Below are 23,520 nucleotides of genomic sequence, written 5' to 3'. Positions count from 1 at the left end.
AAATTATGATAAAAAGGATCATTTTATTGCTTTTTGCTGTAAACTGTTTTGCACAAAGCCCAAAACAAGTTTTATATTCATTTTACGATTGGAAATATCCCAAATTAAAAATAGAAAGCAATAAAATTGGCGTCATAATAGAAGACCCTTCGGGAAATAGCGTAATAGAGAACGATGTCTCTGCCTATGCTATCCGTGATCTTAATTTTAGAAATTTAGAAATAGTCGCTCCCGAAAAGAGCGACTATTTACTAGTTATTCAGCCTATTAGCACACAGCTCACTACAGCCGTAGAAAAAGTAACTACTGGAAACGACATTAGTTACATTGGAAAAGTTGTGTTTTCTGCTCAATTAAATTTCAGCATTAAACAAAAAAACATAGTTATTTACCGTAAAGATTTCAATTTTTCTAAAGCTGTCTCAGATGTAAGTGCTTATAACAACTTTAGCATTAAAACGGAAGAAATCGCAGCAAACCAAGCACAATTACTTCTTAAAAACTCTAGCGTAACAATTAATCAAAATTGCCGCGATCTTTACAGTAGCACTGTTTTATATAATTTTCTCAAAGAAATCAAAGAAACTATTGATTTCAGCAGAATTGAAGAAACTCTTCCATTATACAAATTCAAGGATGATGATTTTGAAGAAATAAACAAATCTGTTGATGCTTTTGAATTTACCAGAAAACTAGAAGACACTGATGAGAATTATCTTAAAATAAAAAATCTGCTTCTGGAAAAAATACAATTTTGGGAAAATGAAGTTTCTAAATATGATGTCAACAATAAAAAAACTAAAAAAATTTATTGGGCACTAATGGCAAATATTTCAACTAGCTATTATGCACTGGGAGATAATCAAAAAGCATTAGAATTTAAAGACAAAGCATTACTTGTTGATTACAATAAAAATTACCGCTATTTAGCCGAAATGCCTGAGAAAAAAATTAAGGACATGGCTTTTTTATTAAATTCAGAAGGGAAACCATTTATTGATTTTGAAAAGAATGATTTTTCGAAAAAACAGAACTTCGATGTTGTCTATTTTGCCAATAAAAAAGGAAAACTTCTTATTAACAGCAACGTTTCAGAACAAGAATTGGCTATCAAAAAAAATCGTGTTGAAGTTATTTATAACGTTTTGGCATGTTCCAAATTCTATGACTTTTTAGTAAGCGTAATCAACGATTTTAACGAAAAAGAACAAGATAAAAATCTGTTTTTTAAAAACACTGACGATTATTTTTTAAAATTAACAAAACGCTACAATGACTTAAGCAAAGAATTGCTTGTTGCAGATTTGAAAAATTTTAATGTAGATGAAAAAGCAGCAATTCTGACCGCTTCAAACAAAATTTATGATTTAACTCATCTACTTTATGAGAGACTCGATAAATCTAACAATGAAAATCGATCACAACTTGTTACTGATGTAGGAAGACTAATAGTCGAAGTTCAAAATTTATTGACTCAGTATCCTGGAAGCACAACTAAAAAAGAAGATTTGCAAGTTTTATGCAATATGGTTTTTATTACACAAAACAGAGTGCTTTTAGAACTTCCGTATTTAGGCTTTTTAGCAGACGAGCTTACAACAGAGGGCCACAGTCAATATAAAGAGCAACCTAAAGTATATCAAAGCATCTTTAAACAATACAAAAAGACATTCAACACTTTTATTGGTAGCGATATTACAAAAAATCTTCATGAGAAGGAAGCCATGAAAGTAAACGCTATTATCGACTCTTTCTATTTTCCGTTAAATAGAGAAAAAATCGAGAATATAAATGAGAAATTTAAAAACAAATACAGCAGCAATTCAATTTTAAGACTTTTAATGCTTTATTCTAAATAATAATGAGAAAACTTTTCACGGTTTTATCACTTCTTCTTTTATGCAGCTGTGCATTTGTACAAGAACCTGCAGCAAAAAACGATGCTTTTGAAAAGCAAAATGCTGACGATCAGGAGCGAGAATTTAACTTACAGGTTAGAACAATTGGGTTTTCAGAAAAAGACAATAAAAAAGAAGTTCAGATCGAATACGAATTAAAAAACAATTCCAGATTTACTGTTTTTGATAAAAAATTAAAAACATACAAATTGTTCTTTATTCTAAAAATGAAAGATGGACGAGAAATTGCGAAAGAAAAAACAATTTGGTCTATAATTCCTCCAAATACTGCGATAATAGAAAAAGAAACAATATATGTATCAGATTATGTAGTTCAATCTTGCTCTACTCGTCTTTATACAAAGTATAAATAGCCTAAATTTTTAAAAATACAAGAAATTGTTTTATTATTAAAAAACGATTAAACGGCGAGTACTTTTTAGTTTTGCAAAAAACATAAAAATATACCTAAAAATGTCATTTTTTAAAATTTAAAATTCCTACAAGATGCTTCTTTTTATATTCTTACAATAAATGATTCTCAAATTATGGTATTTCATATAAAATTTGATGCAATAAACCACGTAAAAACACTGGAAATCAATAATTTTTACAAAAAATTAACACCCTAGTGTCTTTTGTATGAATTTATATGTTACATTTGCTTTATTATAAATTATTATTACAATTACAATGCGTACAGGTACAGTAAAATTTTTCAATGAATCTAAAGGTTATGGATTCATTACAGACGAAGAAACAGGAAAGGATATCTTCGTTCACGCTTCAGGAATTAACGCGGAAGAATTACGCGAAGGTGACCGTGTAAGCTATGAAGAAGAAGAAGGAAGAAAAGGGAAAGTTGCTGCTAAAGTAGCAGTAATCTAAGAAAAATATAGCAATTTATTTTTTTTGCCTCTGAATGGTCTCAAAAGACGCCCCGAAGTATCGGGGCGTTTTTTTTTGGACTATTTCTTAAAAAAATATTAAAATTCTTGGATGTTATTTATAATCAATAAAAATTAGGCATAAACGCTGTTCCGCGTCCTCTTAAAACCTTTTTTAGCTTGTGTTTTACAGAGTTGAAAGTTATCTTTGTAACTCATTTTTTAAGTAAAAAACGAAGCTTATGCAATCTGATCAATACAGTTACATTCCTATTCTAATGCAGTTTATTCTAGCTGTTGGTTTTGTAGTAGGAACAATCATTATTTCTGGAAAATTAGGACCAAGAAGAATTTCTGAAGTTAAAGATAAAAACTTCGAATGTGGTATCGAATCTGTTGGTAATGCCCGTATTCCATTCTCTGTAAAATATTTCCTAGTTGCCATTTTATTTGTATTGTTTGACGTAGAGGTTATTTTTCTTTATCCTTGGGCAGTAAACTTTAAAGACTTAGGAATTGAGGGAATGTTAAAAATGATTGTTTTCATGTCTTTACTTTTAGTTGGTTTTTTCTACATCATCAAAAAGAAAGCTTTAGAGTGGGAATAATTCAGGGATTTTAGATTTTAGATTTCTGATTTTAGATTTAAGTGATTTAGAATTAAAATTTAAGATTTAATCCTCAACAAAATTTGATTTAAAAAATTGATTTTACCTTTTACGATTTCAAAAAATCTAAAATCTAAAATCAGAAATCTAAAATAAAATGAGCGATTCAAAAGTAAATATGGTTGCACCGCCAGAAGGACTTAACGGTGAAGGCTTCTTCGCAACAAAACTTAGTGACGTTGTTGGTTTGGCAAGAGCCAATTCATTATGGCCGCTTCCTTTCGCGACTTCATGCTGTGGTATCGAATTTATGGCTACAATGGCATCTCACTACGATTTAGCACGTTTTGGTTCTGAACGTGTGAGTTTCTCTCCTCGTCAGGCAGATATGTTATTAGTAATGGGAACTATTTCAAAAAAAATGGCTCCAATTTTAAGACAAGTATATGAGCAAATGGCTGAGCCTCGATGGGTAATTGCTGTTGGCGCATGTGCTTCTTCAGGAGGCGTTTTTGATACTTATTCTGTTCTTCAAGGAATTGACAAAGTAATTCCAGTTGATGTTTACGTTCCTGGATGCCCTCCAAGACCAGAACAAATTGTTGATGGAGTAATGAGACTTCAAGATCTGGTAAAAAGCGAGTCTGTAAGAAGAAGAAGCTCTCCAGAATACCAAGAATTATTAGCTTCATATAATATCTCATAAGATGGCTTTAGAAAATACCCTGATCCAAGATAAACTTACTGAAACATTCAATAACGATGTTTTCAACTTTCAGCAAGAAAGAGATATTTTTTCTTTAGAAGCTTCTGCTGACAAAATTACACCGTTAATTCTATTTCTAAAAAACGATCCAGAATTAAAATTCCATTTCCTAACTGACTTGTGCGGTATCCATTACCCAGATAATGAAAGTGAGCGTCAGTTTGCCGTTGTTTACCATTTACACAACTGGTACGAAAACAAAAGATTAAAAATCAAAGTTTTCTTAAACGGTGAAAAACCAGAAATAAAATCGGTTTCAAATATTTTCTTGAGTTCAAACTGGATGGAAAGAGAAACGTTTGATTTCTATGGGATCAACTTTATTGGTCATCCACAATTGAAACGTATTTTAAATATGGATGAAATGGTGTCTCACCCAATGCGAAAAGAATTCCCAATGGAAGACAGCGGAAGAACCGACAAAGACGACAGATTCTTTGGAAGAACAACAACAAATTGCTAAAAAATAATTCAACATTATAAAATGTCAGAACTATTATTACCACCAGAGCATCGTTATGCTAAAATAATTAAGGAGAGACTAAACGAAGACGGAAGCGAGCTTTCTGTACTGAATTTAGGTCCTACCCACCCTGCTACACACGGTATTTTCCAAAATATCCTGCTGATGGATGGTGAAAAAATTCTTGAGGCTGAACCAACTATTGGTTACATCCACAGAGCTTTCGAAAAAATTGCCGAAAACCGTCCTTTTTATCAAATTACACCTCTTACAGACCGTATGAACTATTGTTCCTCTCCTATTAATAATATGGGATGGTGGATGACAGTAGAAAAACTATTGGGTATTGAAGTTCCAAAAAGAGCACAATATTTAAGAGTTATTGTTATGGAGCTGGCTCGTATTACAGATCACATTATCTGTAACGGGATTTTAGGTGTAGATACTGGTGCGTATACTGGTTTCTTATACGTTTTTCAATTTAGAGAAAAAATCTACGAAATCTACGAAGAAATTTGTGGAGCTCGTTTGACTACCAATATGGGAAGAATTGGCGGTTTTGAAAGAGACTGGTCTCCAGAAGTTTTCAAAAAACTAGATAAATTCCTAGAAGAATTTCCACCAGTTTGGCAGGAATTCCAAAACTTATTCGAGAGAAATAGAATTTTCCTTGACAGAACTGTAAACGTTGGTGGCATTACTGCTGAAAAAGCAATGGCTTACGGATTTACAGGGCCAAACTTACGTGCTGCTGGAGTGGATTACGATGTACGTGTAGCACAGCCTTATTCATCTTACGAAGATTTCGATTTTATTGTTCCTGTTGGAAAATCAGGAGATACTTACGATCGTTTCTGTGTTCGTAATGCTGAAGTTTGGGAAAGTTTAAGCATTATTCGTCAAGCGTTAGAAAAAATGCCTCCAGGAAACGAATATCACGCTGAAGTTCCAGATTACTACCTTCCTCCAAAAGAAGATGTTTACACTTCTATGGAATCTTTAATTTATCACTTTAAGATCGTAATGGGAGAAGTTCCTGTGCCAGTTGCAGAAATTTATCACCCAGTAGAAGGAGGAAATGGAGAAATCGGTTTCTATTTAGTAACTGACGGAAGTAGAACTCCATATAGATTACATTTCAGAAGACCTTGCTTTATTTATTATCAAGCATTCCCAGAAATGATTAAAGGTGCCATGCTTTCTGATGCAATTATCATCCTTTCAAGTTTGAACGTAATTGCAGGAGAATTAGACGCGTAAAAAATTTTAGATTGAAGATTTTAGATTTTAGATTGCATAGCAAATTTTAAAATTGAAATTGAAATCTAAGCTCAATATAGAATTGAAGAATTCAGATCAAAAGATCTAAAAACTAATAAAGATTGCAGAATACGGATTAAAGACAAAGATTGAAAAATCTAAAATCTAAAATCTAAAATCTAAAATAAAAATGGAACGTAAACATTACAAACAAGAAATAAATATGACTGAGGCATTGATCGCTCGTATCAATGAATTGATTAGTCATTATCCTGAGGGCAAACAAAAATCGGCTTTATTGCCTGTTTTGCACGAAGTTCAGGATGCACACAACAACTGGCTTAGTATTGAACTGCAAGATAAAGTTGCCGAGATTCTTCAGATAAAACCAATTGAGGTTTATGAAGTGGTTACTTTCTATACGATGTTTAACCAGAAGCCAATTGGTAAGTATATGTTTGAGTTCTGCCAGACTTCTTGCTGCTGTTTAAGAGGTGCCGAAGATTTAATGGATTATACTTCTGAAAAACTTGGTATCAAAATGGGCGAAACAACTCCAGACGGAATGTTTACCATTGCCGGTGTAGAATGTTTAGGTGCCTGCGGATACGCTCCAATGATGCAGTTGGGAGATTTCTACAAAGAAAAACTGACAGAAGAAAAAATCGATCAGATTATTGCTGATTGTAGAGATGATAAAATAATATTACACGATAAATAAGATGTCACAAAAAATATTATTAGATAAAATCAATATTCCTGGGATTAAAACCTACGAAGTATATCGCCAAAACGGTGGTTACGCTTCTGTAGAAAAAGCTTTAAAAACATTAACTCCAGACGAAGTAACTGAGGAAGTAAAAAAATCAGGATTACGTGGTCGTGGTGGTGCAGGTTTCCCTGCTGGAATGAAATGGAGCTTTATTGACAAAAAATCAGGAAGACCAAGACACTTAGTTTGTAACGCCGACGAATCGGAGCCAGGAACATTCAAAGATAGATTTTTGATGGAATATATTCCTCACTTATTGATCGAGGGAATGATTACTTCAAGCTACGCTTTGGGCGCTAACCTATCTTATATCTACATTCGTGGAGAATATATGTGGGTTTTCAAAATCTTAGAAAGAGCAATCGCCGAAGCAAAAGCTGCGGGCTGGTTAGGAAAAAATATATTAGGATCAGGTTATGATCTTGAACTGCACGTTCACTGTGGAGCTGGAGCATATATCTGTGGAGAAGAAACCGCATTAATCGAATCATTGGAAGGTAAAAGAGGAAATCCTCGTATTAAACCACCTTTCCCTGCGGTCTCTGGTCTTTGGGCAAATCCAACTGTAGTAAACAATGTTGAAACTATTGCGACTGTGCCTTGGATTGTAAATAACTCTGGAGATGATTACGCTAAAATTGGTATTGGACGTTCTACTGGAACGAAATTAATTTCTGCTTCAGGGCACATTAAAAACCCTGGTGTTTACGAAATTGAACTAGGTTTGAGTGTTGATGAATTCATGAATTCTGATGAATATTTAGGAGGAATGTCTTCAAGCCGTCCATTAAAAGCATTTGTACCAGGAGGTTCTTCTGTGCCAATTTTACCAGCTGAATTGATTTTCAAAACAGCAAACGGTGAAGATCGTTTAATGACTTACGAATCTTTAAGTGATGGTGGTTTTGCTACCGGATCGATGTTAGGTTCTGGAGGATTTATTGTTTACAACGATACTGCTTGTGTGGTAAGAAACACTTGGAACTTTGCTCGTTTCTACCACCACGAATCTTGCGGACAATGTACACCTTGCCGTGAAGGAACAGGATGGTTGGAAAAAATCTTATGGAGAATTGAAAACGGTCAAGGCCGTGAAGAAGATATCGAATTATTGTGGAGCATTCAAAGTAAAATTGAAGGAAACACCATCTGTCCTCTAGGAGACGCCGCTTCTTGGCCAGTAGCAGCTGCAATTCGTCACTTTAGAGATGAATTCGAATATCACGTTCGTTTCCCTGAAAAAATTAAAAATAGAGATCACTTTGTTGCTGAGCCTTTCTCACAAGTAAAACATTTAGTTGGCGGTAAAGTAATCGTATAAAAATAAAAAGCAGAAAGTTATAAAGTTCATAATGTTAAAAAGGACAGCAATTCTTTTCAATATTCCGACTTTCAACATTCAAATCATAAAGAGATGAAAGTAACCATAGACGGTCAAAGTATAGACGTAGAACCAGGAACAACAATCCTGCAGGCTGCACGTATGATTGGTGGAGATTTGGTACCACCAGCCATGTGCTATTACTCAAAATTAAAAGGCAGCGGTGGAAAATGCCGTTGTTGTTTAGTTGAAGTTTCTAAAGGTAGTGAAGCTGATCCAAGACCAATGCCAAAATTAATGGCATCTTGTGTAACAGGATGTATGGATGGAATGGAAGTAAATAGTAAATCTTCTGCCAGAGTTACCGAAGCGCGTAAATCTGTAACAGAATTTTTATTAATCAACCACCCATTAGACTGTCCAATTTGCGATCAGGCGGGAGAATGTGATCTTCAAAATTTAAGTTTTGAGCACGGAAACCCAAAATCACGTTATATTGAAGAAAAAAGAACATTTGAGCCAGAAAATATTGGTCCAAATATTCAACTGCATATGAACCGTTGCATCTTATGTCAAAGATGTGTACAAGTTGCAGATCAATTGACAGACAACAGAGTTCACGGAGTATTAGATCGTGGTGACCACGCTAATATTTCAACTGGAATTTCTAAAGCAATCGACAATGAGTTCTCTGGAAACATGATTGACGTTTGTCCGGTTGGAGCTTTAACAGATAAAACTTTCCGTTTTAAATCAAGAGTTTGGTTTAACAAACCTTACAATGCACACAGAGAATGTACAACTCCAGGATGCTGTGGTAAAACTACAGTTTGGATGTTTGGTGGAGAAATTCAGCGTGTAACTGGTCGTAAAGACGAGTACCATGAAGTGGAAGAATTCATCTGCAACAGCTGTCGTTTTGATCATAAAGATGTAAAAGACTGGGTTATTGAAGGGCCGAGAGAATTTGAAAAAGATTCTGTAATCAACCAAAATAATTACACTCAAAAATTAGAAAAAGTTACCATCGATACTGAAAAGAACATTCTTTTAGGTAGAGATATCGACCGTAAAAAGATTAGTATGGCTGCAATTCCATTAACTGATAAAGATCAAAAATAGTAAGAAATGGAAAGTGCATTTATTATAGAAAAAAGTGTTGTTATTGTTGTCGTTTTTGCGGTAACAATGATTATGGCGATGTATTCTACTTGGGCAGAACGTAAAGTTGCTGCTTTCTTGCAAGATCGTGTTGGACCAAACCGTGCTGGATGGGGAGGTTTATTACAGCCACTTGCAGATGGTATGAAACTGTTCTCTAAAGAAGAGTTTTTTCCAAACACTCCAAATAAATTTTTATTCGTTGTAGGACCTGCAATTGCGATGAGTACAGCATTAATGACTAGTGCTGTAATTCCGTGGGGAGATCGCCTGCATCTTTTTGGAAGGGACATTATTCTTCAAGCTACAGATATCAATATCGCTTTATTATACATTTTTGGAGTTCTTTCTGTTGGAGTTTATGGAATCATGATTGGTGGATGGGCTTCTAACAATAAATTCTCTTTGATGGGAGCAATTCGTGCGGCATCTCAAATGGTTTCTTATGAAGTTGCCATGGGATTATCGATGATTGCTTTATTGATGATGACTGGAACAATGAGTTTGAGAGAAATCTCATTACAGCAATCAGGAATGAACTGGAATGTTTTCTATCAGCCATTATCCTTTTTAATTTTCTTAATCTGTTCTTTTGCTGAAACGAATAGAACACCTTTTGATTTAGCAGAATGTGAGAACGAATTAATTGGAGGTTACCATACAGAATATTCATCCATGAAAATGGGATTCTATTTATTTGCTGAATATGCTAGTATGTTTATCTCTTCTACTATTATTTCTGTTTTATTCTTTGGAGGATACAACTATCCTGGAATGCAGTGGATGGTAGAAAATGTTGGTGTAAATACAGCTAACTTATTAGGAATCGCGGTTCTATTTGCTAAGATATGTTTCTTCATATTCTTTTACATGTGGGTTCGTTGGACAATTCCAAGATTTAGATATGATCAATTAATGCACTTAGGCTGGAGAATTTTAATTCCGCTTTCGATCGTTAATATCATGATTACCGGTATTGTAATATTAAGACACGATATTGCAGCTTTCTTAGGATTCTAAGAACCCGTAATTATTCACAAATAAAAAACAAAATAGATTTGAATTTGATTACTCAAATTTTGAATCATAAACTATACTAGTAAAAATGTCAATAGAAACTATATCATTATCGGGTAGAAAAAAGGTGGTGTCAAATAAGGACATGTCTTTTGTTGAGCGATTGTATCTTGTGGCGATTGTAAAAGGTTTGTTTATTACCGTAAAACACCTTTTTAGAAAAAAAGTTACCATTCACTATCCTGAGCAGGTTCGTGAAATGAGCCCGGTTTATCGTGGTCAGCATATGTTGAAACGCGATGAGCAAGGTCGTGAAAACTGTACAGCGTGCGGATTATGTGCTTTATCTTGCCCAGCAGAAGCGATCACAATGAAAGCGGCGGAAAGAAAACCAGATGAAAAACATTTATACAGAGAAGAGAAATATGCTGAGATCTATGAGATCAATATGCTTCGTTGTATTTTCTGCGGTTTATGTGAAGAGGCTTGTCCAAAAGATGCTATTTACTTAACTACTTCTAAAGTATTAGTTCCTGCTAACTACAACAGAGAAGATTTCATTTTCGGGAAAGATAAATTAGTGATGCCTTTAGAAATGGCTATGAAAAATGCTCAACTTAAAAACGCTAACTAAATGATACATATTCCTGATTTTGCACACGCAACAACTGTTCAAGTTATCTTTTGCTTTTTAGCGTTTATTACCGTTATTACTGCTTTCCTGACTATTTTCAGCAGAAACCCAATTCACTCGGCTATTTACTTAGTAATTTGTTTCTTCTCAATTGCTGGTCATTATTTATTATTAAATTCTCAGTTTTTGGCAGTAGTTCATATAATAGTCTACTCTGGTGCTATTATGATTCTGTTTTTATTTACGATCATGTTGATGAACCTAAACGAACAGCGAGAAGTTCACCGTCCTAGAATTACACGTTTAGGAGCAATTGTTTCTTTCTGTTTAATCTTGATTGTTTTAATCACAATCTTCATTAACTCTAAACCAATTGTTGGAGAATACGATTCTACAGGAGAAGATTTCCAGTCTATTAAAGTTTTAGGTAAAATTTTATTAGATGAGTATATGGTTCCATTCGAATTTGCTTCGGTTTTACTTTTGGTTGCCATGATTGGAACAGTTCTATTGTCTAAAAAAGAAAAATTAAATAAATAATGGGTAATATATTAAATCAAATAGGTATTGAAAACTACATCTTTTTGAGTGTTGTACTTTTCTGTATTGGTATTTTTGGTGTATTGTACAGACGAAATGCTATTATCGTTTTCATGTCTATCGAAATTATGTTGAATGCGGTGAACCTTTTATTTGTTGCTTTTTCAACTTATCATCAAGATGCACAAGGACAAGTTTTTGTGTTCTTCTCGATGGCGGTTGCTGCAGCCGAAGTTGCGGTAGGATTGGCCATTTTAGTTTCTATCTTTAGAAATATCGGATCAATCAGTATCGATAATTTAAAAAATTTAAAAGGATAATCAGAAATGGATACCAATTTAGCTTTAATTTTAGTTTTAACTCCTTTACTAGGATTTCTAGTAAATGTCTTTTTTGGAAAAAGCTTAGGAAAAACAGTTTCTGGTGCAATCGGAACTATTGCCGTAGCGATTTCTTTTGTAGTTTCTCTTTTACTTTTTAATCAAATAACTTCAACAGGAAAAGGAATTGAGGTTACTTTATTTGATTGGATTCAAATTAGCAACTTAAAAATCAATCTTGGATTTTTATTAGATCAATTGTCAGTTCTTTGGTTACTTTTTGTAACAGGAATTGGATCTTTGATTCACTTATACTCTATCAGTTACATGCATGATGACGAAAACATGCACAAATTCTTCTCTTACCTGAATTTGTTCGTTTTCTTTATGATTACACTTGTAATTGGAAGCAACTTATTAGTTCTTTTCATTGGATGGGAAGGTGTTGGACTTTGTTCTTACCTATTAATTGGTTTCTGGCATAAAAACCAGGATTACAATGATGCTGCAAAAAAAGCTTTCATCATGAACAGAATTGGAGATTTAGGTTTGTTAATTGGTATGTTTATTTTAGGTTTTACTTTTAAAACATTAGATTACATTGAATTAAAACAAACTCTTTTAACGGTTCATTACGATCCAAATATTGCTTGGAATGTATCAATTGCTGCATTCTGTTTATTCATTGGAGCTTGTGGTAAATCTGCTCAAATTCCGTTATACACTTGGTTACCTGATGCGATGGCTGGGCCAACTCCAGTTTCTGCATTAATCCACGCAGCTACGATGGTTACTGCTGGTATTTTTATGGTAACGAGATTAAACTTCCTTTTTGATCTTGCTACAGATGTACAAAGCTTAATTGCAATCATTGGAGCAATCACTTCATTAGTAGCTGCTACAATTGGTTTAGTTCAAAACGATATCAAAAAAGTATTGGCTTACTCTACAGTTTCACAATTAGGTTTAATGTTCTTAGCATTAGGATTTGGAGCTTATGAAGTAGCGGTTTTCCACGTAATCACTCACGCTTTCTTTAAAGCTTGTTTATTCTTAGGTTCTGGATCTGTAATTCACGGATTACACGGAGAACAAGATATGCGTAACATGGGTGGTTTACGTAAAGCAATGCCAATTACATTCTGGACAATGTTGATTTCTTCATTAGCAATTTCTGGAGTTCCATTTTTCTCAGGATTCTTTTCTAAAGATGAAATTTTATTGACAGCTTTCCACCACAGTATTCCATTATATGTTGTTGGATCTATTGCTTCAATCATGACAGCTTTCTATATGTTCCGTTTAATGTTCTTGACTTTCTTCAAAGAATTTAGAGGAACTGAAGAACAAAAACATCATTTACATGAAAGTGGTTCATTAATTACTATTCCGCTTATCATCTTAGCTATTTTAGCAACTTTTGGAGGATTAATCAGTTTACCTGGAAACAGCTGGTTAAATGAATACCTTGCTCCTCTTTTCACAAAAGCAACAGAAGGCGAGCATCATTTAGGTACAACTGAATACACTTTAATGGGAGTTGCTGTTTTAGGCGGATTATTAGGTATTTTAATTGCTTACGTAAAATACTTTAAACAAGATAATGTTCCTGAAGCTGATGAAAACATTACTGGTTTAAGCAAAGTGTTATACAACAAATATTATGTTGATGAAGTTTACGATGCTGTATTTGTAGCACCAGTTAACAGCTTATCTAAATTCTTTAGAGATTATATCGAAACAGGATTATCTGCTCTTGTATTTGGATTAGGTAAAATAGCAAACGAAATTGCTTTTCAAGGAAAAAAATTACAAACCGGAAGTATAGGATTATATCTATTTGTTTTTGTTTTAGGACTTTGTGCAATTGTTTCCTATATATTTTTAGCTCAATAATATTATTACTATGAACGTTTCTACTATATTAATTATACTTTTAATTGGTGCATTTGCCACTTATTTTTCTGGTGACAAACTAGCTTCAAAAGTTGCTCTACTTTTTAGTTTAGCTGCTTTAGGATGTTCAATTGTATTATTGAATAATTATTCGGCTGGCGAAAATATCAGCGTAATCAACAGCTGGATTACTCAGCCAAAAATTTCTTTCGCTTTAAATGCTGACGGACTTGGGCTTGCAATGGTTTTATTAACCGCAGCCTTAACTCCGATTATCATATTTTCTTCTTTTGGAAATGAATATAAAAATGCTAAAGCTTTTTACGGTCTAATCTTGTTCATGGCCTTTGCTATGACAGGAACTTTCTTAGCTGCTGATGGTCTTTTATATTATATTTTCTGGGAGTTAGCACTTATCCCAATTTACTTTATTGCTTTAATCTGGGGTAACGGCGATGCTGAAGAACGCAGAAAAGCAGTAGTTAAATTCTTTATTTACACACTTGCCGGTTCGTTATTCATGTTAACTGCTTTTATTTATTTATATACAAAAGCTGGTTCTTTCTTAATCGAAGATTTATACAAATTAGATTTATCTGCTTGCGAACAATTATGGATTTTCTTAGCTTTTTTCTTAGCTTATGCTATTAAAATTCCAATTATTCCTTTCCATACTTGGCAGGCAAATGTGTATCAAAAAGCGCCAACAGTTGGAACAATGCTTTTATCTGGTATCATGCTGAAAATGGGATTATACAGTGTACTTCGCTGGCAGTTGCCAATTGCGCCTTTAGCTGCTAAAGAATATATGAATATCTTTATCGCTTTAGGAATTGCAGGAGTTATCTACGGATCAATTGTTGCATTGAGACAAAAAGATCTTAAAAAATTATTAGCTTATTCTTCACTTGCTCACGTTGGATTAATTGCTGCAGGTTCTTACACTTTAACTCTTGATGGTTTAAGAGGTGCTGTTATGCAAATGATTGCTCACGGTTTTGTGGTAGTGGGACTATTCTTTGCTGCTGAAGTAATTTTCAGAAGATTTGAAACTAGAGAAATTGAAGCAATGGGCGGTATTCGTACACAGTCTCCAAAATTTACTTCAATGTTTTTAATCTTAGTTTTGGCTTCTGTTGCATTGCCAAGCACATTTAACTTTGTTGGAGAATTTACAGTATTATACAGTTTATCTCAAATAAATATTTGGTTTGCAATTCTTGGTGGAACTACTATTATTCTAGGAGCTTACTATATGTTGAGAATGTTCCAGCATGTAATGTTAGGAGAAACAAACTCTAAAACTTTTGCAGATGTTTCTCTTAACGAAGGAATCTCATTTGTTGCCATTATAGCTGTTTTATTGTTCTTTGGATTCTATCCAAAACCAATTACAGATTTGATTACACCAAGCTTGGAAACTATTTTACAAGTTATCAATAAGAACTAATATTTTAAACAAAAAATAAATTAGGATTACTCTTCAAATTGCAATCCTAACTCAAAAAGATAAAAATGAATACATTAATAGCTATAACAGGATTGGGTATTTTCTGCCTATTGTTTGAAATTCTTAATTTAAGAAAGGCCATCATTCCTATTACCATTTTGGGTTTAATAGGTGTATTGGCACTTAATTTCTATGAATTTGGAACGGAACAAAGTTATTACAACAATATGGTTGCGGTGTCAAAGTTTTCTACGGCTTTTTCATCATTGTTTATCGTTTTGACCATTTTCCTTGTAGCGTTAAGTCATAATTTTTACCAAAATCATCCAACAAAAATTTCAGATTACGTTGCCATTAAAGTATTCTTATTGGCGGGAGCTGTTGCCATGGTTTCTTTCGGAAACTTAGCGATGTTCTTTTTAGGAATCGAAATCTTATCTATCGCTTTATATGTTCTAGCGGCAAGTGACCGTTTAAATATTAAAAGTAACGAAGCAGGTATGAAATATTTCTTAATGGGGTCTTTCGCTTCTGGTATTATCTTATTCGGAATCTGTTTGATTTACGGAGCAATGGGAAGTTTTGATATCAGCGAAATTCACGAAAGTGCTTTATCTGCAGAATTACCAATCTGGTTTCCAATTGGATTGATTTTAATGATTGTTGGAATGTTGTTTAAAGTTGCCGCAGTTCCTTTCCACTTCTGGGCTCCAGACGTTTATGAAGGTTCTCCTGCGTTAACCACTGCTTTAATGAGTACGTTGGCAAAAGTAGTCGCTATTGCCACTTTATTCAAGTTGATTGCTGGAATGAACGTAATTTCTTCTTTAGAAAATCAAGATCTTCTAAATACTTTCGAAGTTATTGTTGTGATTATTTCTATCGCTTCAATGTGTGTTGGTAATATTATGGCATTAAGACAAGTAAACGTAAAACGTATGCTTGCTTTCTCTGGAATCTCTCATGCAGGTTTCATGTTAATGACATTATTAACTGTTTCTGCTTCAGCTGGTGTTTTATTATATTATACTGCCGCTTATGCTTTGTCAGGAATCGCTGCTTTCAGTGTTATTTTATACGTATGCAGAGATCAAGACAATGAAGACATTACAAACTTCCACGGATTAGGAAAAACAAATCCGTTATTGGCAGCTATCTTGACAGCTTCTTTATTGTCTATGGCTGGAATTCCAATTTTCTCTGGATTCTTTGCTAAATTGTTTTTATTCAATCAAACTATTCAAGCAGGATATATTGGTTTAGTAATTGTAGCAGTAATCAACTCTATTATCAGTGTGGGTTACTATTTCAAATTAATCATTGCGATGTATTCTAAAGAACCTAATCAAGAAAGAACAGGAAGACCATTCCTTATTTATGCTGCAGCAGTAGTATCAATTGCATTAAACATTATTTTAGGTTTATTCCCATCATTAGTTTTAGATTTATTGCAATAAGATAAAGACATACAATCATATAAAGAAATCCATCAGACTTAATTTTGATGGATTTTTTTTATGACAAATAAAGAAGAGAAATTCATGTTAAAAATTCCGTTCATTCAATTGCACTTCAAAAAATCTCCATATATTTGAGTTCAATTAAATGTATAAATTATGAACTTTAATTCAAAAAATCCATTTTTAAACAGCAAACGTTTTTCGTCTGATGCTGAACCAAGAACTGAAGTACACCAAGCTCAGATTATTGATTACAATCAAGAAATGACAGTGTCTGGAACAATTAATAAAACAGCAATCCTGTTTCTAATCTTATGCGGTGCCTCTATGGTTACTTGGTGGATGGCATTTAATGGAATGAATCCGATGCTTCCAACTATAGGCGGAGCAATTGTTGGTTTTATTCTTGTATTGATTTCTTCTTTTAGACCACAAGCTTCTCCTTACCTAGCTCCTGGATATGCATTATTTGAAGGTTTGTTTATTGGAGGTATTTCTGCCATATTCGAATTAAAATTTCCAGGTATTGTAATTAATGCCGTTGGAGCAACTTTGGTTACTTTCTTAGTCTGCCTTGGTTTATACAAATTCAAAATCGTCAAAGTTACAGAGCAGTTCAAATCTGTAGTTGTGGCAGCAACATTGGCTATTGCAACTTATTATTTAATTTCTTGGGTTATATCAATGTTCTCAAGTTGGACACCTGTTCATTACGGAAATTCGATGATGAGTATCGGAATTAGTGTTTTTGTAATTATCATCGCCGCTCTTAATTTGTTTCTAGATTTTGATTTAATTGAAAAAGGAGCAAAAGAAAGAATGCCAAAGTTTATGGAATGGTACGGTGCAATGGGATTAATGATTACATTGGTTTGGTTGTATATTGAATTTTTAAGACTTTTATCAAAATTATCGAGCAAGGACTAGTAAGTTCTTTTTAATACTATTTGAAGCCTTTTTGAGTCAAATCAAAAAGGCTTTTTTATTTTTCTATCATTCCCTTTCAAGCATTTTTTTTAGATATTCTCACAAGCAATCAAAACAAAAAAAAGGTAATTTCCTACAAATTTGTAAAATGTAATTTATTGCATCCAAAAAAATACACTTTTAATAAAATTTTACATCTTTAGAAAAGAACTTCTCAAAAGACTTATAAAATCTGAGCCTCTTTAAATTACATCAACATGTAATTAATTACAATTCATGCAATTAATTACATTTTTATTATTCAAAAGCAAAAAACTTTAACTTATTCTCTTTTTAACATACAAAAAAATGCATAATTAAAAATTAATATATAATTTAGTGTAATCGATTACAATTAACCACTAATAATCGATAGTAAAACCACTTACTAATTATTAACAAATTTAAACCACGCAATTATGAAAAAAAATCTACTTTTTCTGACCTTGTTTTTAATTACCCTTCAAACATGGTCACAACAAATCACAGAAGCAAGCGGCTGGCTTGAATCCGTATTCGTAAAATGGCAGCCCGTAAACAACGCTCAAACCTACAATATTTATTACACTGGGGGAGGAATCGTAGATCAAAAGATTGATAATGAACTGATCAGAAGCTATGGAACTTATTTTAGAGCCGACATTCCAGGCCTAAAAGCCGGATCTTACACAGTAAAAATCAAACCTGTTATTTCTGGTGTTGAAGGAACTGGAACCACAACCACTTCATTAACCGTTAAAGCTCATGACAGATCCGGATTTGCATTTTCAAACTCCAGAGTTCCTGGAGCTTATAATGCAGACGGAACTCCAAAAAGCAATGCAGTAATCCTTTACATCACACAGCAAACCAAAAACACAATTTCTCTAAATGTAACAGGAGCATCAGCTAATCCGTGTGTTGGACTTCAAACGATTCTGGACGGATATAAAAAAGGAAAAGACACAAGACCTTTAATTATTCGTATGATTGGTCAAATCACCGACTTAACTTATATGATGAATGGTGATTTGGTAATTGAAAATAATAACAATGCGGCAAGCTACATCACTCTGGAAGGAATTGGAAACGATGCTACAGCAGATGGCTGGGGGATTAGAGTCAAAAATGCTTCAAACATAGAAATTCGAAATATTGGGATTATGAATGTGGATAGCGGTGAAGGCGATAACATTGGTTTACAGCAAGACAACGATTATGTCTGGGTACATAATTGTGATTTCTTTTATGGAAAACCTGGTGGAGACGCAGATCAAATAAAAGGTGACGGAGCTTTAGATTGCAAAAAATCGACTTATGTAACCTTTTCATACAATCACTTTTGGGATAATGGAAAAAGCAATTTATTAGGCTTAAGCGAAGGAACTACAGAAGGTTTATACATAACTTATCACCACAACTGGTATGATCATTCTGATTCTCGTCATCCAAGAATCCGTTATTATTCAGCTCACGTTTATAATAATTATTATGATGGAAACTCTAAATACGGCGTAGGGTCTACATTAGGTTCTTCCGTATTTGTAGAAGCCAACTTTTTTAGAAACTGTAAATATCCAATGCTTACTTCGATGCAAGGAACAGATATTTTTTACGGTACTGGAGGAACTTTTTCTAGCGAAGACGGCGGTACAATTAAAGCTTTCAACAACACTATGAGTGGACAAACTCGTTTTGTTGGATACAATGCTACAACATATCCCGTAGAATTTGATGCGTATGTTGCAGCGACTAGAAATGAAACCATCAGCAGCAGTATTAAATCAAAAAAAGGAGCTAAAACTTATAATAATTTCGACACCAATTCAAGTGTCATGTATGCTTATACACCTGAAACTCCAGAAAATGCCAAAACTACAATTATGCAATATGCAGGACGTGTTTCAGGAGGTGATTTTCAATGGACATTCAACAATGCCGTCGATGATACTTCCGACGGTGTAAATATTGGTTTAAGAGATGCATTAAACTCTTATCAGACTGGTTTAGTTGCTGTACAAGGCGGAACAACTGGAAATCAAACTTTGACTTCACCTTCAAACACTAATCAAACCGTAACTAGCGGAACAGCTATTGAAACTATTGTCTTTACCTGGGGAGGTGATGCTACTGATGCTATTGTAACAGGTTTACCGGCTTCAGGATTATCATTCGTAAAAAACGCTACAGCGAAAACAATTACGATTACTGGAAATCCAACGGCTACAGTAACTTATTCAATCGCGACAACAGGTTCAGCAGGGAATCCGGCAACGGGATCAGGAACTATTACAGTTAGCGCTGCAGGAACTCAGACTTTAACATCTACAAACAATAACAGCCAGACCGTTGCCAGCGGAACTGCGATAAGCCCCATTGTACTTACTTGGGGAGGAACTGCAACAGATGCTTCAGTAACTGGATTACCTGCTTCAGGTATCAGCTTTGTAAAAAACAGCTCTGCCAAAACCATTACGATTACAGGAACACCAACCGCGAATGTATCTTACACAGTAACTACTACAGGAACAGGAACCGCAACAACAGCTTCCGGGACTATAACAGTTACAACTAGTAATCCTTCGGGAGATGAAATACATAATTTCACAACATCCAATAAAGACAGTAACTTCTATACTATAACAGGTAACCTTTCTACAACAAAAGGAACTGTTACCTATAATGGTTTAACACTAACGCAATGTTTAAAAATCGAATCTTCTACCAACATTTCGTTTACAACTGCTCAAGCGAGCACTTTAACTTTAGTTTTTGTAGAAGCTGCCGCAACTATTAAAGTGGATAATGTAGATAAAGTAGCAACAAACGGAATCGTAACAGTATCATTAACAGCGGGAAATCATACTATAACCAAAAAAGATACTTCAAACTTATTTTACATGAGCACGGTTTACAATACCGGAACATTAAAAATGGCACAGCCAGAGTTAGCTGCCGACACAAAAATATATTTATATCCAAATCCGGTTTCAAACACTCTATACGTATCAGATCCAGAGCAGAAAGTGGAGAGTATATTAATTTATAATGTGAACGGAATCCTAGTGAAAACTGTTCAAAAAGGAGCCGAAAATATCGATGTTAGTCATCTGGCATCAGGAAGTTATTTTGCTAAAATTTCAACAACCGAAGGCGCAATTAATCAAACTGTAATTAAAAAATAAACATTTGAACATTTTACAATCGTAAAAAAAGGCTTCCTGATCTGGAAGCCTTTTTGCATTTTATTTCTATCTTTTTCGATTCCGGAACTCTTGCTGTTCCGTTATTTTTCCAAATTCGTTCAAACATTTTTTAATCGTTTCTAGATTAATCCCAACAAAAAACAGCATCCCAATAAAAATTACAATCCAGCTGTAAACAATCTTTACAAAAGAAATATCTGATGTAGCTACGTAAAAAATGACTGTTGGCAAAATCGATACTATAAATGTAAGCCCTAATGCCAGCATTAACGGATTTATGATAAAACTATTTATACTATTAAGTCCAATTTTTCTAATAATAATTGCTAAAAAAAGCAATGCCATTATTCCAAAAACTATACCTGCAAAACTATAAATCATAACGATATCAGGCTGATTGTTTATCTGTTGTTCGTATCCAAAAAAGGTATTAAAATTGAATTCCATCGTACTTCTTTTGTTCTGGTGTTACATCAAATAAACTCTGAGATTTATACCCCAACATTTTGGCTAAAATAAAGTTAGGAAACTCCTCTATTCCTACATTATAAAGATTGATACTGTCATTAAAAAACTCTCTTCTGTCTGCAATTTTATCTTCCATTTGCGAGACTCTTCGTTGTAATTCCAAAAAATTACTGTTGGATGCTAATGTTGGATAATTTTCAGAAACAGCAAATAGGTTTTTCATGGTTTTTGAAAACTCATTTGCATTTTCAATTTTCTCTCCAACTGATTTTGAATTCAGAAAATCGGTTCTTAATTTAGTTAGATTCGTTAATAATTCCGTTTCATGTTCCATAAATTTTGACGCTACTTTAACCAGCTCTGGAACTTCTTCTGCTCTTTGCATTAGAATCACATCAATGTTTCTAAATGCTTTTTCATAATTATTTTTAAGCATAACCAGCTTGTTATAAATTCTGATGAAAAAATTAAAAAATATTATAAGGAGAATTATTCCAGCGATTAAAGCAATATTTTGAACAGTCATAGTTGTTTTAGTTTAGAATGATATAAATAATTATAAGCGAAATAAAAAAAAGAGTAATTAAAAAGGAATCTAATAAAGGTTTGTATTTATTTCTAAATGAAATACTTCTTGGAATTGCAATCCCAAATACATTATCTGAATCTCCCTTTTTTATAATTGTTTTTCCATTATCTGAAGCGGCATAACCTATCAGAAACATGTAATCGTTATGTCTTAAATATGTTTCAGAATATCTGGTCTTACCTCCTTGCTGATTGTCAACTCTATCGAAGAAATATTCCATTCCTTCTCCATCAACAACTACAGAACCTGTCTCATCTTTAATTTTAAATTTGCCTGTTTTAACTTCACTAAAAATAGTCGAATAGGTCGTTCTGCCATCATCATCAGGTTTGCTTTCTTTTTCTATTTTATAATAATATCCAATGCAGGGTTTATTAAAATAAGGAGAAATAATGGTTTCAATCTCTTCAAGATCACCTTCAACCTCCACCATTCCCATTGCAATTGAATCCATTTTTGAAGTAGGAAGAATCGATTGCAGACGCATGAATTTGCTTTTATTGCTGGGAAAAAAGATATTCTTTAGAATAATAAAACCCGGAATAATTAAAAAAAGAAGTTTTAAATTTTCGGTTTCTGCCAATAAAATAAAAGTTCCAAAAATACCCGCTATAATCAAAACTCCCAGAAATTTTTGCCCTAAAGTTGTTTTCGGAATGTTATGTTTTTTATTAAACTTTTCTCGCTCTATTTTATCCTCTTTACTACTTTGAATTCCCGAATAAATCATACCTATAATTGCAAAAACAAAAACAGAAGTAAATAATAGCAGCACAGCAGCCAAAGGAAAAGAAGGGTCTATTAAAAAACTAATTCCAACAATAGCAGGAGATAAAACAAAAAACAACCAATTTGGGAATTTCAAATTAAAAAGCCCTGCGAAGATTAAAGTTTGAAATAATGCGATTCCCAAACTAAAAAGCATTAGAAAAATCACTTCTGCAGCATCTACACTATTTTGAGTTAAAAATTCAAAAAAATCATTCATAATAAAAAGGGCAAATAGTTATACTTTTTAAGGCTTAAAATACAATTTCGACTTCTGTAGACAGTAATTTTCTAATCCTGCTTCTTTCTAAATCTGAAATAGGATTGTTACTCAAATCTAAACCTACAAGCTTCTGTAATTTGTTAATTTCGTTAGGAATATCTCTGATTTCATTATGACTTAAAACCAAAAACTTTAAATTTTTAAACTGTAAAATCTCTTCTGGGAATATTTTCAATTCTTGTTTAGACAAATCCAATTCGATTACGAGTTCTGATTTTAATTTTGCTTCTTCTAAATTATAAAAAGTCGATTTTTCCTTTTTCTTCTCATCTTTACTTCTTATCCAAAGTCCATAACCCGCTAAGATCAAAGACGCTATAAAAAAGATACATAAAAATGCAGGCCAAATTGGATCATCCTTTTTTTCTAATGTAAAAAGGCGAACGTAAATATAATAGATCATTCCAAAAACAAGGGTAAGAAATAAACCGAGAGCTATTATAAAAAAACAATATTTTATTATAGAAAAAATGACATTTTTTACTGCGGTCGTTTTCTTTGCAATAAAAAAATATGTGACCAAACCTAAAATTAAAACCCAAAAAACCGCTACTCCAATTATTCCAATTTTATTTCCATTTTCAATAATAGCAAATGAGAAAGAAACAGGAAACATTAAAGCAAACCCAATTAAAAGTGCCGCTAAACCAAGAGACAAACAGCCTCCTTTTTGTTTCTTATTGGATGATTTCAGCCATAAATAGGCGATTAAAAAAGATAACAGAATGACTCCAATAAATGCGTAACCAAAAGGAGTAAGTCCAGCTAAAAAAATCAAAGTCATTAATTAGTTTCTTATAAATTACAC

At 33.3% G+C, this 23,520-nt stretch carries 23 protein-coding genes; 19 read left to right on the top strand and 4 right to left on the bottom strand.

Going from position 1 to position 23,520, the window contains the following annotated elements; all coding sequences use genetic code 11:
* Positions 1 to 5 precede the first annotated feature (5 nt).
* From P2W65_RS06500 to P2W65_RS06410, 19 genes are all read left to right on the top strand, one after another.
* Positions 6 to 1,859 carry a hypothetical protein gene (locus P2W65_RS06500; RefSeq protein WP_289664380.1) on the top strand — a complete coding sequence of 618 codons (1,854 nt, stop codon included), beginning with the start codon at positions 6 to 8 and terminating at the stop codon, positions 1,857 to 1,859.
* 2 nt (positions 1,860 to 1,861) lie between these two features.
* Complete coding sequence (locus P2W65_RS06495) at positions 1,862 to 2,272, top strand: hypothetical protein (protein WP_289664379.1); 411 nt, start codon at positions 1,862 to 1,864, stop codon at positions 2,270 to 2,272.
* Between the two features lie 319 nt (positions 2,273 to 2,591).
* Positions 2,592 to 2,786 carry a cold-shock protein gene (locus P2W65_RS06490; RefSeq protein WP_007137066.1) on the top strand — a complete coding sequence of 65 codons (195 nt, stop codon included), beginning with the start codon at positions 2,592 to 2,594 and terminating at the stop codon, positions 2,784 to 2,786.
* A gap of 241 nt (positions 2,787 to 3,027) precedes the next feature.
* The gene (locus P2W65_RS06485; RefSeq protein ID WP_289664365.1) at positions 3,028 to 3,393 is read left to right on the top strand and encodes an NADH-quinone oxidoreductase subunit A; all 366 of its coding nucleotides are present in this window, start codon (positions 3,028 to 3,030) and stop codon (positions 3,391 to 3,393) included.
* Positions 3,394 to 3,550: 157 nt separating this feature from the next.
* Positions 3,551 to 4,099: an NADH-quinone oxidoreductase subunit B gene (locus P2W65_RS06480; RefSeq protein WP_289664363.1), complete on the top strand. Its 549-nt coding sequence runs from the start codon at positions 3,551 to 3,553 to the stop codon at positions 4,097 to 4,099.
* A gap of 1 nt (position 4,100) precedes the next feature.
* A complete protein-coding gene (locus tag P2W65_RS06475) occupies positions 4,101 to 4,622 on the top strand; it encodes an NADH-quinone oxidoreductase subunit C (RefSeq protein ID WP_109191392.1) in 522 nt (173 codons plus the stop codon).
* Positions 4,623 to 4,643: 21 nt separating this feature from the next.
* The gene (locus P2W65_RS06470) at positions 4,644 to 5,882 is read left to right on the top strand and encodes an NADH-quinone oxidoreductase subunit D (protein WP_091490525.1); all 1,239 of its coding nucleotides are present in this window, start codon (positions 4,644 to 4,646) and stop codon (positions 5,880 to 5,882) included.
* A gap of 190 nt (positions 5,883 to 6,072) precedes the next feature.
* A complete protein-coding gene (locus P2W65_RS06465; protein ID WP_012023324.1) occupies positions 6,073 to 6,603 on the top strand; it encodes a complex I 24 kDa subunit family protein in 531 nt (176 codons plus the stop codon).
* A gap of 1 nt (position 6,604) precedes the next feature.
* The gene (nuoF, locus tag P2W65_RS06460) at positions 6,605 to 7,975 is read left to right on the top strand and encodes an NADH-quinone oxidoreductase subunit NuoF (RefSeq protein ID WP_109191391.1); all 1,371 of its coding nucleotides are present in this window, start codon (positions 6,605 to 6,607) and stop codon (positions 7,973 to 7,975) included.
* Between the two features lie 93 nt (positions 7,976 to 8,068).
* Positions 8,069 to 9,097, top strand: coding sequence for an NADH-quinone oxidoreductase subunit G (locus P2W65_RS06455; RefSeq protein ID WP_289664360.1), 1,029 nt, complete (start codon positions 8,069 to 8,071; stop codon positions 9,095 to 9,097).
* 6 nt (positions 9,098 to 9,103) lie between these two features.
* Positions 9,104 to 10,156 (top strand): NADH-quinone oxidoreductase subunit NuoH, encoded by a 1,053-nt coding sequence (nuoH, locus tag P2W65_RS06450; RefSeq protein ID WP_289664359.1) that lies wholly within the window; start codon positions 9,104 to 9,106, stop codon positions 10,154 to 10,156.
* 85 nt (positions 10,157 to 10,241) lie between these two features.
* Positions 10,242 to 10,787, top strand: coding sequence for a NuoI/complex I 23 kDa subunit family protein (locus P2W65_RS06445; protein WP_289664357.1), 546 nt, complete (start codon positions 10,242 to 10,244; stop codon positions 10,785 to 10,787).
* Positions 10,788 to 11,327 (top strand): NADH-quinone oxidoreductase subunit J family protein, encoded by a 540-nt coding sequence (locus P2W65_RS06440; RefSeq protein WP_091490517.1) that lies wholly within the window; start codon positions 10,788 to 10,790, stop codon positions 11,325 to 11,327.
* A complete protein-coding gene (gene nuoK, locus P2W65_RS06435; protein WP_008466103.1) occupies positions 11,327 to 11,647 on the top strand; it encodes an NADH-quinone oxidoreductase subunit NuoK in 321 nt (106 codons plus the stop codon). The genes P2W65_RS06440 and nuoK overlap by 1 nt, the downstream gene beginning before the upstream one ends.
* 6 nt (positions 11,648 to 11,653) lie before the next feature.
* Positions 11,654 to 13,543 (top strand): NADH-quinone oxidoreductase subunit L, encoded by a 1,890-nt coding sequence (nuoL, locus tag P2W65_RS06430; protein WP_289664355.1) that lies wholly within the window; start codon positions 11,654 to 11,656, stop codon positions 13,541 to 13,543.
* Between the two features lie 10 nt (positions 13,544 to 13,553).
* Positions 13,554 to 14,993 carry a complex I subunit 4 family protein gene (locus tag P2W65_RS06425; RefSeq protein ID WP_289664354.1) on the top strand — a complete coding sequence of 480 codons (1,440 nt, stop codon included), beginning with the start codon at positions 13,554 to 13,556 and terminating at the stop codon, positions 14,991 to 14,993.
* 65 nt (positions 14,994 to 15,058) lie between these two features.
* Positions 15,059 to 16,450 (top strand): NADH-quinone oxidoreductase subunit N, encoded by a 1,392-nt coding sequence (locus P2W65_RS06420; protein ID WP_289664352.1) that lies wholly within the window; start codon positions 15,059 to 15,061, stop codon positions 16,448 to 16,450.
* Between the two features lie 159 nt (positions 16,451 to 16,609).
* Positions 16,610 to 17,380: a Bax inhibitor-1/YccA family protein gene (locus tag P2W65_RS06415; protein ID WP_289664349.1), complete on the top strand. Its 771-nt coding sequence runs from the start codon at positions 16,610 to 16,612 to the stop codon at positions 17,378 to 17,380.
* A 458-nt stretch (positions 17,381 to 17,838) separates the two neighbouring features.
* Entirely contained in the window at positions 17,839 to 20,583 is a 2,745-nt protein-coding gene (locus P2W65_RS06410; RefSeq protein ID WP_289664348.1) for a pectate lyase family protein, read from the top strand.
* 66 nt (positions 20,584 to 20,649) lie between these two features.
* On the opposite strand, the gene P2W65_RS06405 is transcribed toward P2W65_RS06410, so the two are convergent.
* The 4 genes from P2W65_RS06405 to P2W65_RS06390 form a co-directional block, all read right to left on the bottom strand.
* Positions 20,650 to 21,051 (bottom strand): hypothetical protein, encoded by a 402-nt coding sequence (locus P2W65_RS06405; protein WP_289664347.1) that lies wholly within the window; start codon positions 21,049 to 21,051, stop codon positions 20,650 to 20,652.
* Positions 21,035 to 21,508, bottom strand: a complete 474-nt coding sequence (locus tag P2W65_RS06400) for a LemA family protein (protein WP_289664345.1) — start codon at positions 21,506 to 21,508, stop codon at positions 21,035 to 21,037. Before P2W65_RS06400 ends, P2W65_RS06405 begins: the two co-directional genes overlap by 17 nt.
* Positions 21,509 to 21,605: 97 nt before the next feature.
* Positions 21,606 to 22,649, bottom strand: a complete 1,044-nt coding sequence (locus P2W65_RS06395; RefSeq protein WP_289664344.1) for a hypothetical protein — start codon at positions 22,647 to 22,649, stop codon at positions 21,606 to 21,608.
* 34 nt (positions 22,650 to 22,683) lie between these two features.
* The gene (locus P2W65_RS06390; RefSeq protein WP_289664343.1) at positions 22,684 to 23,496 is read right to left on the bottom strand and encodes a leucine-rich repeat domain-containing protein; all 813 of its coding nucleotides are present in this window, start codon (positions 23,494 to 23,496) and stop codon (positions 22,684 to 22,686) included.
* Positions 23,497 to 23,520: the final 24 nt, after the last annotated feature.

Source organism: Flavobacterium panacagri (assembly GCF_030378165.1).
GTDB lineage: Bacteria > Bacteroidota > Bacteroidia > Flavobacteriales > Flavobacteriaceae > Flavobacterium > Flavobacterium panacagri.
Note: the sequence above shows the minus strand (reverse complement) of the source record. Positions and strands in the feature narration are given on the sequence as shown.

Coding starts and splice junctions, on each gene's coding strand:
- P2W65_RS06500 (WP_289664380.1), top strand. CDS start 6: ATGATAAAAAGGATCATTTTATTGCTTTTTGCTGTAAACTGTTTTGCA.
- P2W65_RS06495 (WP_289664379.1), top strand. CDS start 1,862: ATGAGAAAACTTTTCACGGTTTTATCACTTCTTCTTTTATGCAGCTGT.
- P2W65_RS06490 (WP_007137066.1), top strand. CDS start 2,592: ATGCGTACAGGTACAGTAAAATTTTTCAATGAATCTAAAGGTTATGGA.
- P2W65_RS06485 (WP_289664365.1), top strand. CDS start 3,028: ATGCAATCTGATCAATACAGTTACATTCCTATTCTAATGCAGTTTATT.
- P2W65_RS06480 (WP_289664363.1), top strand. CDS start 3,551: ATGAGCGATTCAAAAGTAAATATGGTTGCACCGCCAGAAGGACTTAAC.
- P2W65_RS06475 (WP_109191392.1), top strand. CDS start 4,101: ATGGCTTTAGAAAATACCCTGATCCAAGATAAACTTACTGAAACATTC.
- P2W65_RS06470 (WP_091490525.1), top strand. CDS start 4,644: ATGTCAGAACTATTATTACCACCAGAGCATCGTTATGCTAAAATAATT.
- P2W65_RS06465 (WP_012023324.1), top strand. CDS start 6,073: ATGGAACGTAAACATTACAAACAAGAAATAAATATGACTGAGGCATTG.
- nuoF (WP_109191391.1), top strand. CDS start 6,605: ATGTCACAAAAAATATTATTAGATAAAATCAATATTCCTGGGATTAAA.
- P2W65_RS06455 (WP_289664360.1), top strand. CDS start 8,069: ATGAAAGTAACCATAGACGGTCAAAGTATAGACGTAGAACCAGGAACA.
- nuoH (WP_289664359.1), top strand. CDS start 9,104: ATGGAAAGTGCATTTATTATAGAAAAAAGTGTTGTTATTGTTGTCGTT.
- P2W65_RS06445 (WP_289664357.1), top strand. CDS start 10,242: ATGTCAATAGAAACTATATCATTATCGGGTAGAAAAAAGGTGGTGTCA.
- P2W65_RS06440 (WP_091490517.1), top strand. CDS start 10,788: ATGATACATATTCCTGATTTTGCACACGCAACAACTGTTCAAGTTATC.
- nuoK (WP_008466103.1), top strand. CDS start 11,327: ATGGGTAATATATTAAATCAAATAGGTATTGAAAACTACATCTTTTTG.
- nuoL (WP_289664355.1), top strand. CDS start 11,654: ATGGATACCAATTTAGCTTTAATTTTAGTTTTAACTCCTTTACTAGGA.
- P2W65_RS06425 (WP_289664354.1), top strand. CDS start 13,554: ATGAACGTTTCTACTATATTAATTATACTTTTAATTGGTGCATTTGCC.
- P2W65_RS06420 (WP_289664352.1), top strand. CDS start 15,059: ATGAATACATTAATAGCTATAACAGGATTGGGTATTTTCTGCCTATTG.
- P2W65_RS06415 (WP_289664349.1), top strand. CDS start 16,610: ATGAACTTTAATTCAAAAAATCCATTTTTAAACAGCAAACGTTTTTCG.
- P2W65_RS06410 (WP_289664348.1), top strand. CDS start 17,839: ATGAAAAAAAATCTACTTTTTCTGACCTTGTTTTTAATTACCCTTCAA.
- P2W65_RS06405 (WP_289664347.1), bottom strand. CDS start 21,051: ATGGAATTCAATTTTAATACCTTTTTTGGATACGAACAACAGATAAAC.
- P2W65_RS06400 (WP_289664345.1), bottom strand. CDS start 21,508: ATGCTTAAAAATAATTATGAAAAAGCATTTAGAAACATTGATGTGATT.
- P2W65_RS06395 (WP_289664344.1), bottom strand. CDS start 22,649: ATGAATGATTTTTTTGAATTTTTAACTCAAAATAGTGTAGATGCTGCA.
- P2W65_RS06390 (WP_289664343.1), bottom strand. CDS start 23,496: ATGACTTTGATTTTTTTAGCTGGACTTACTCCTTTTGGTTACGCATTT.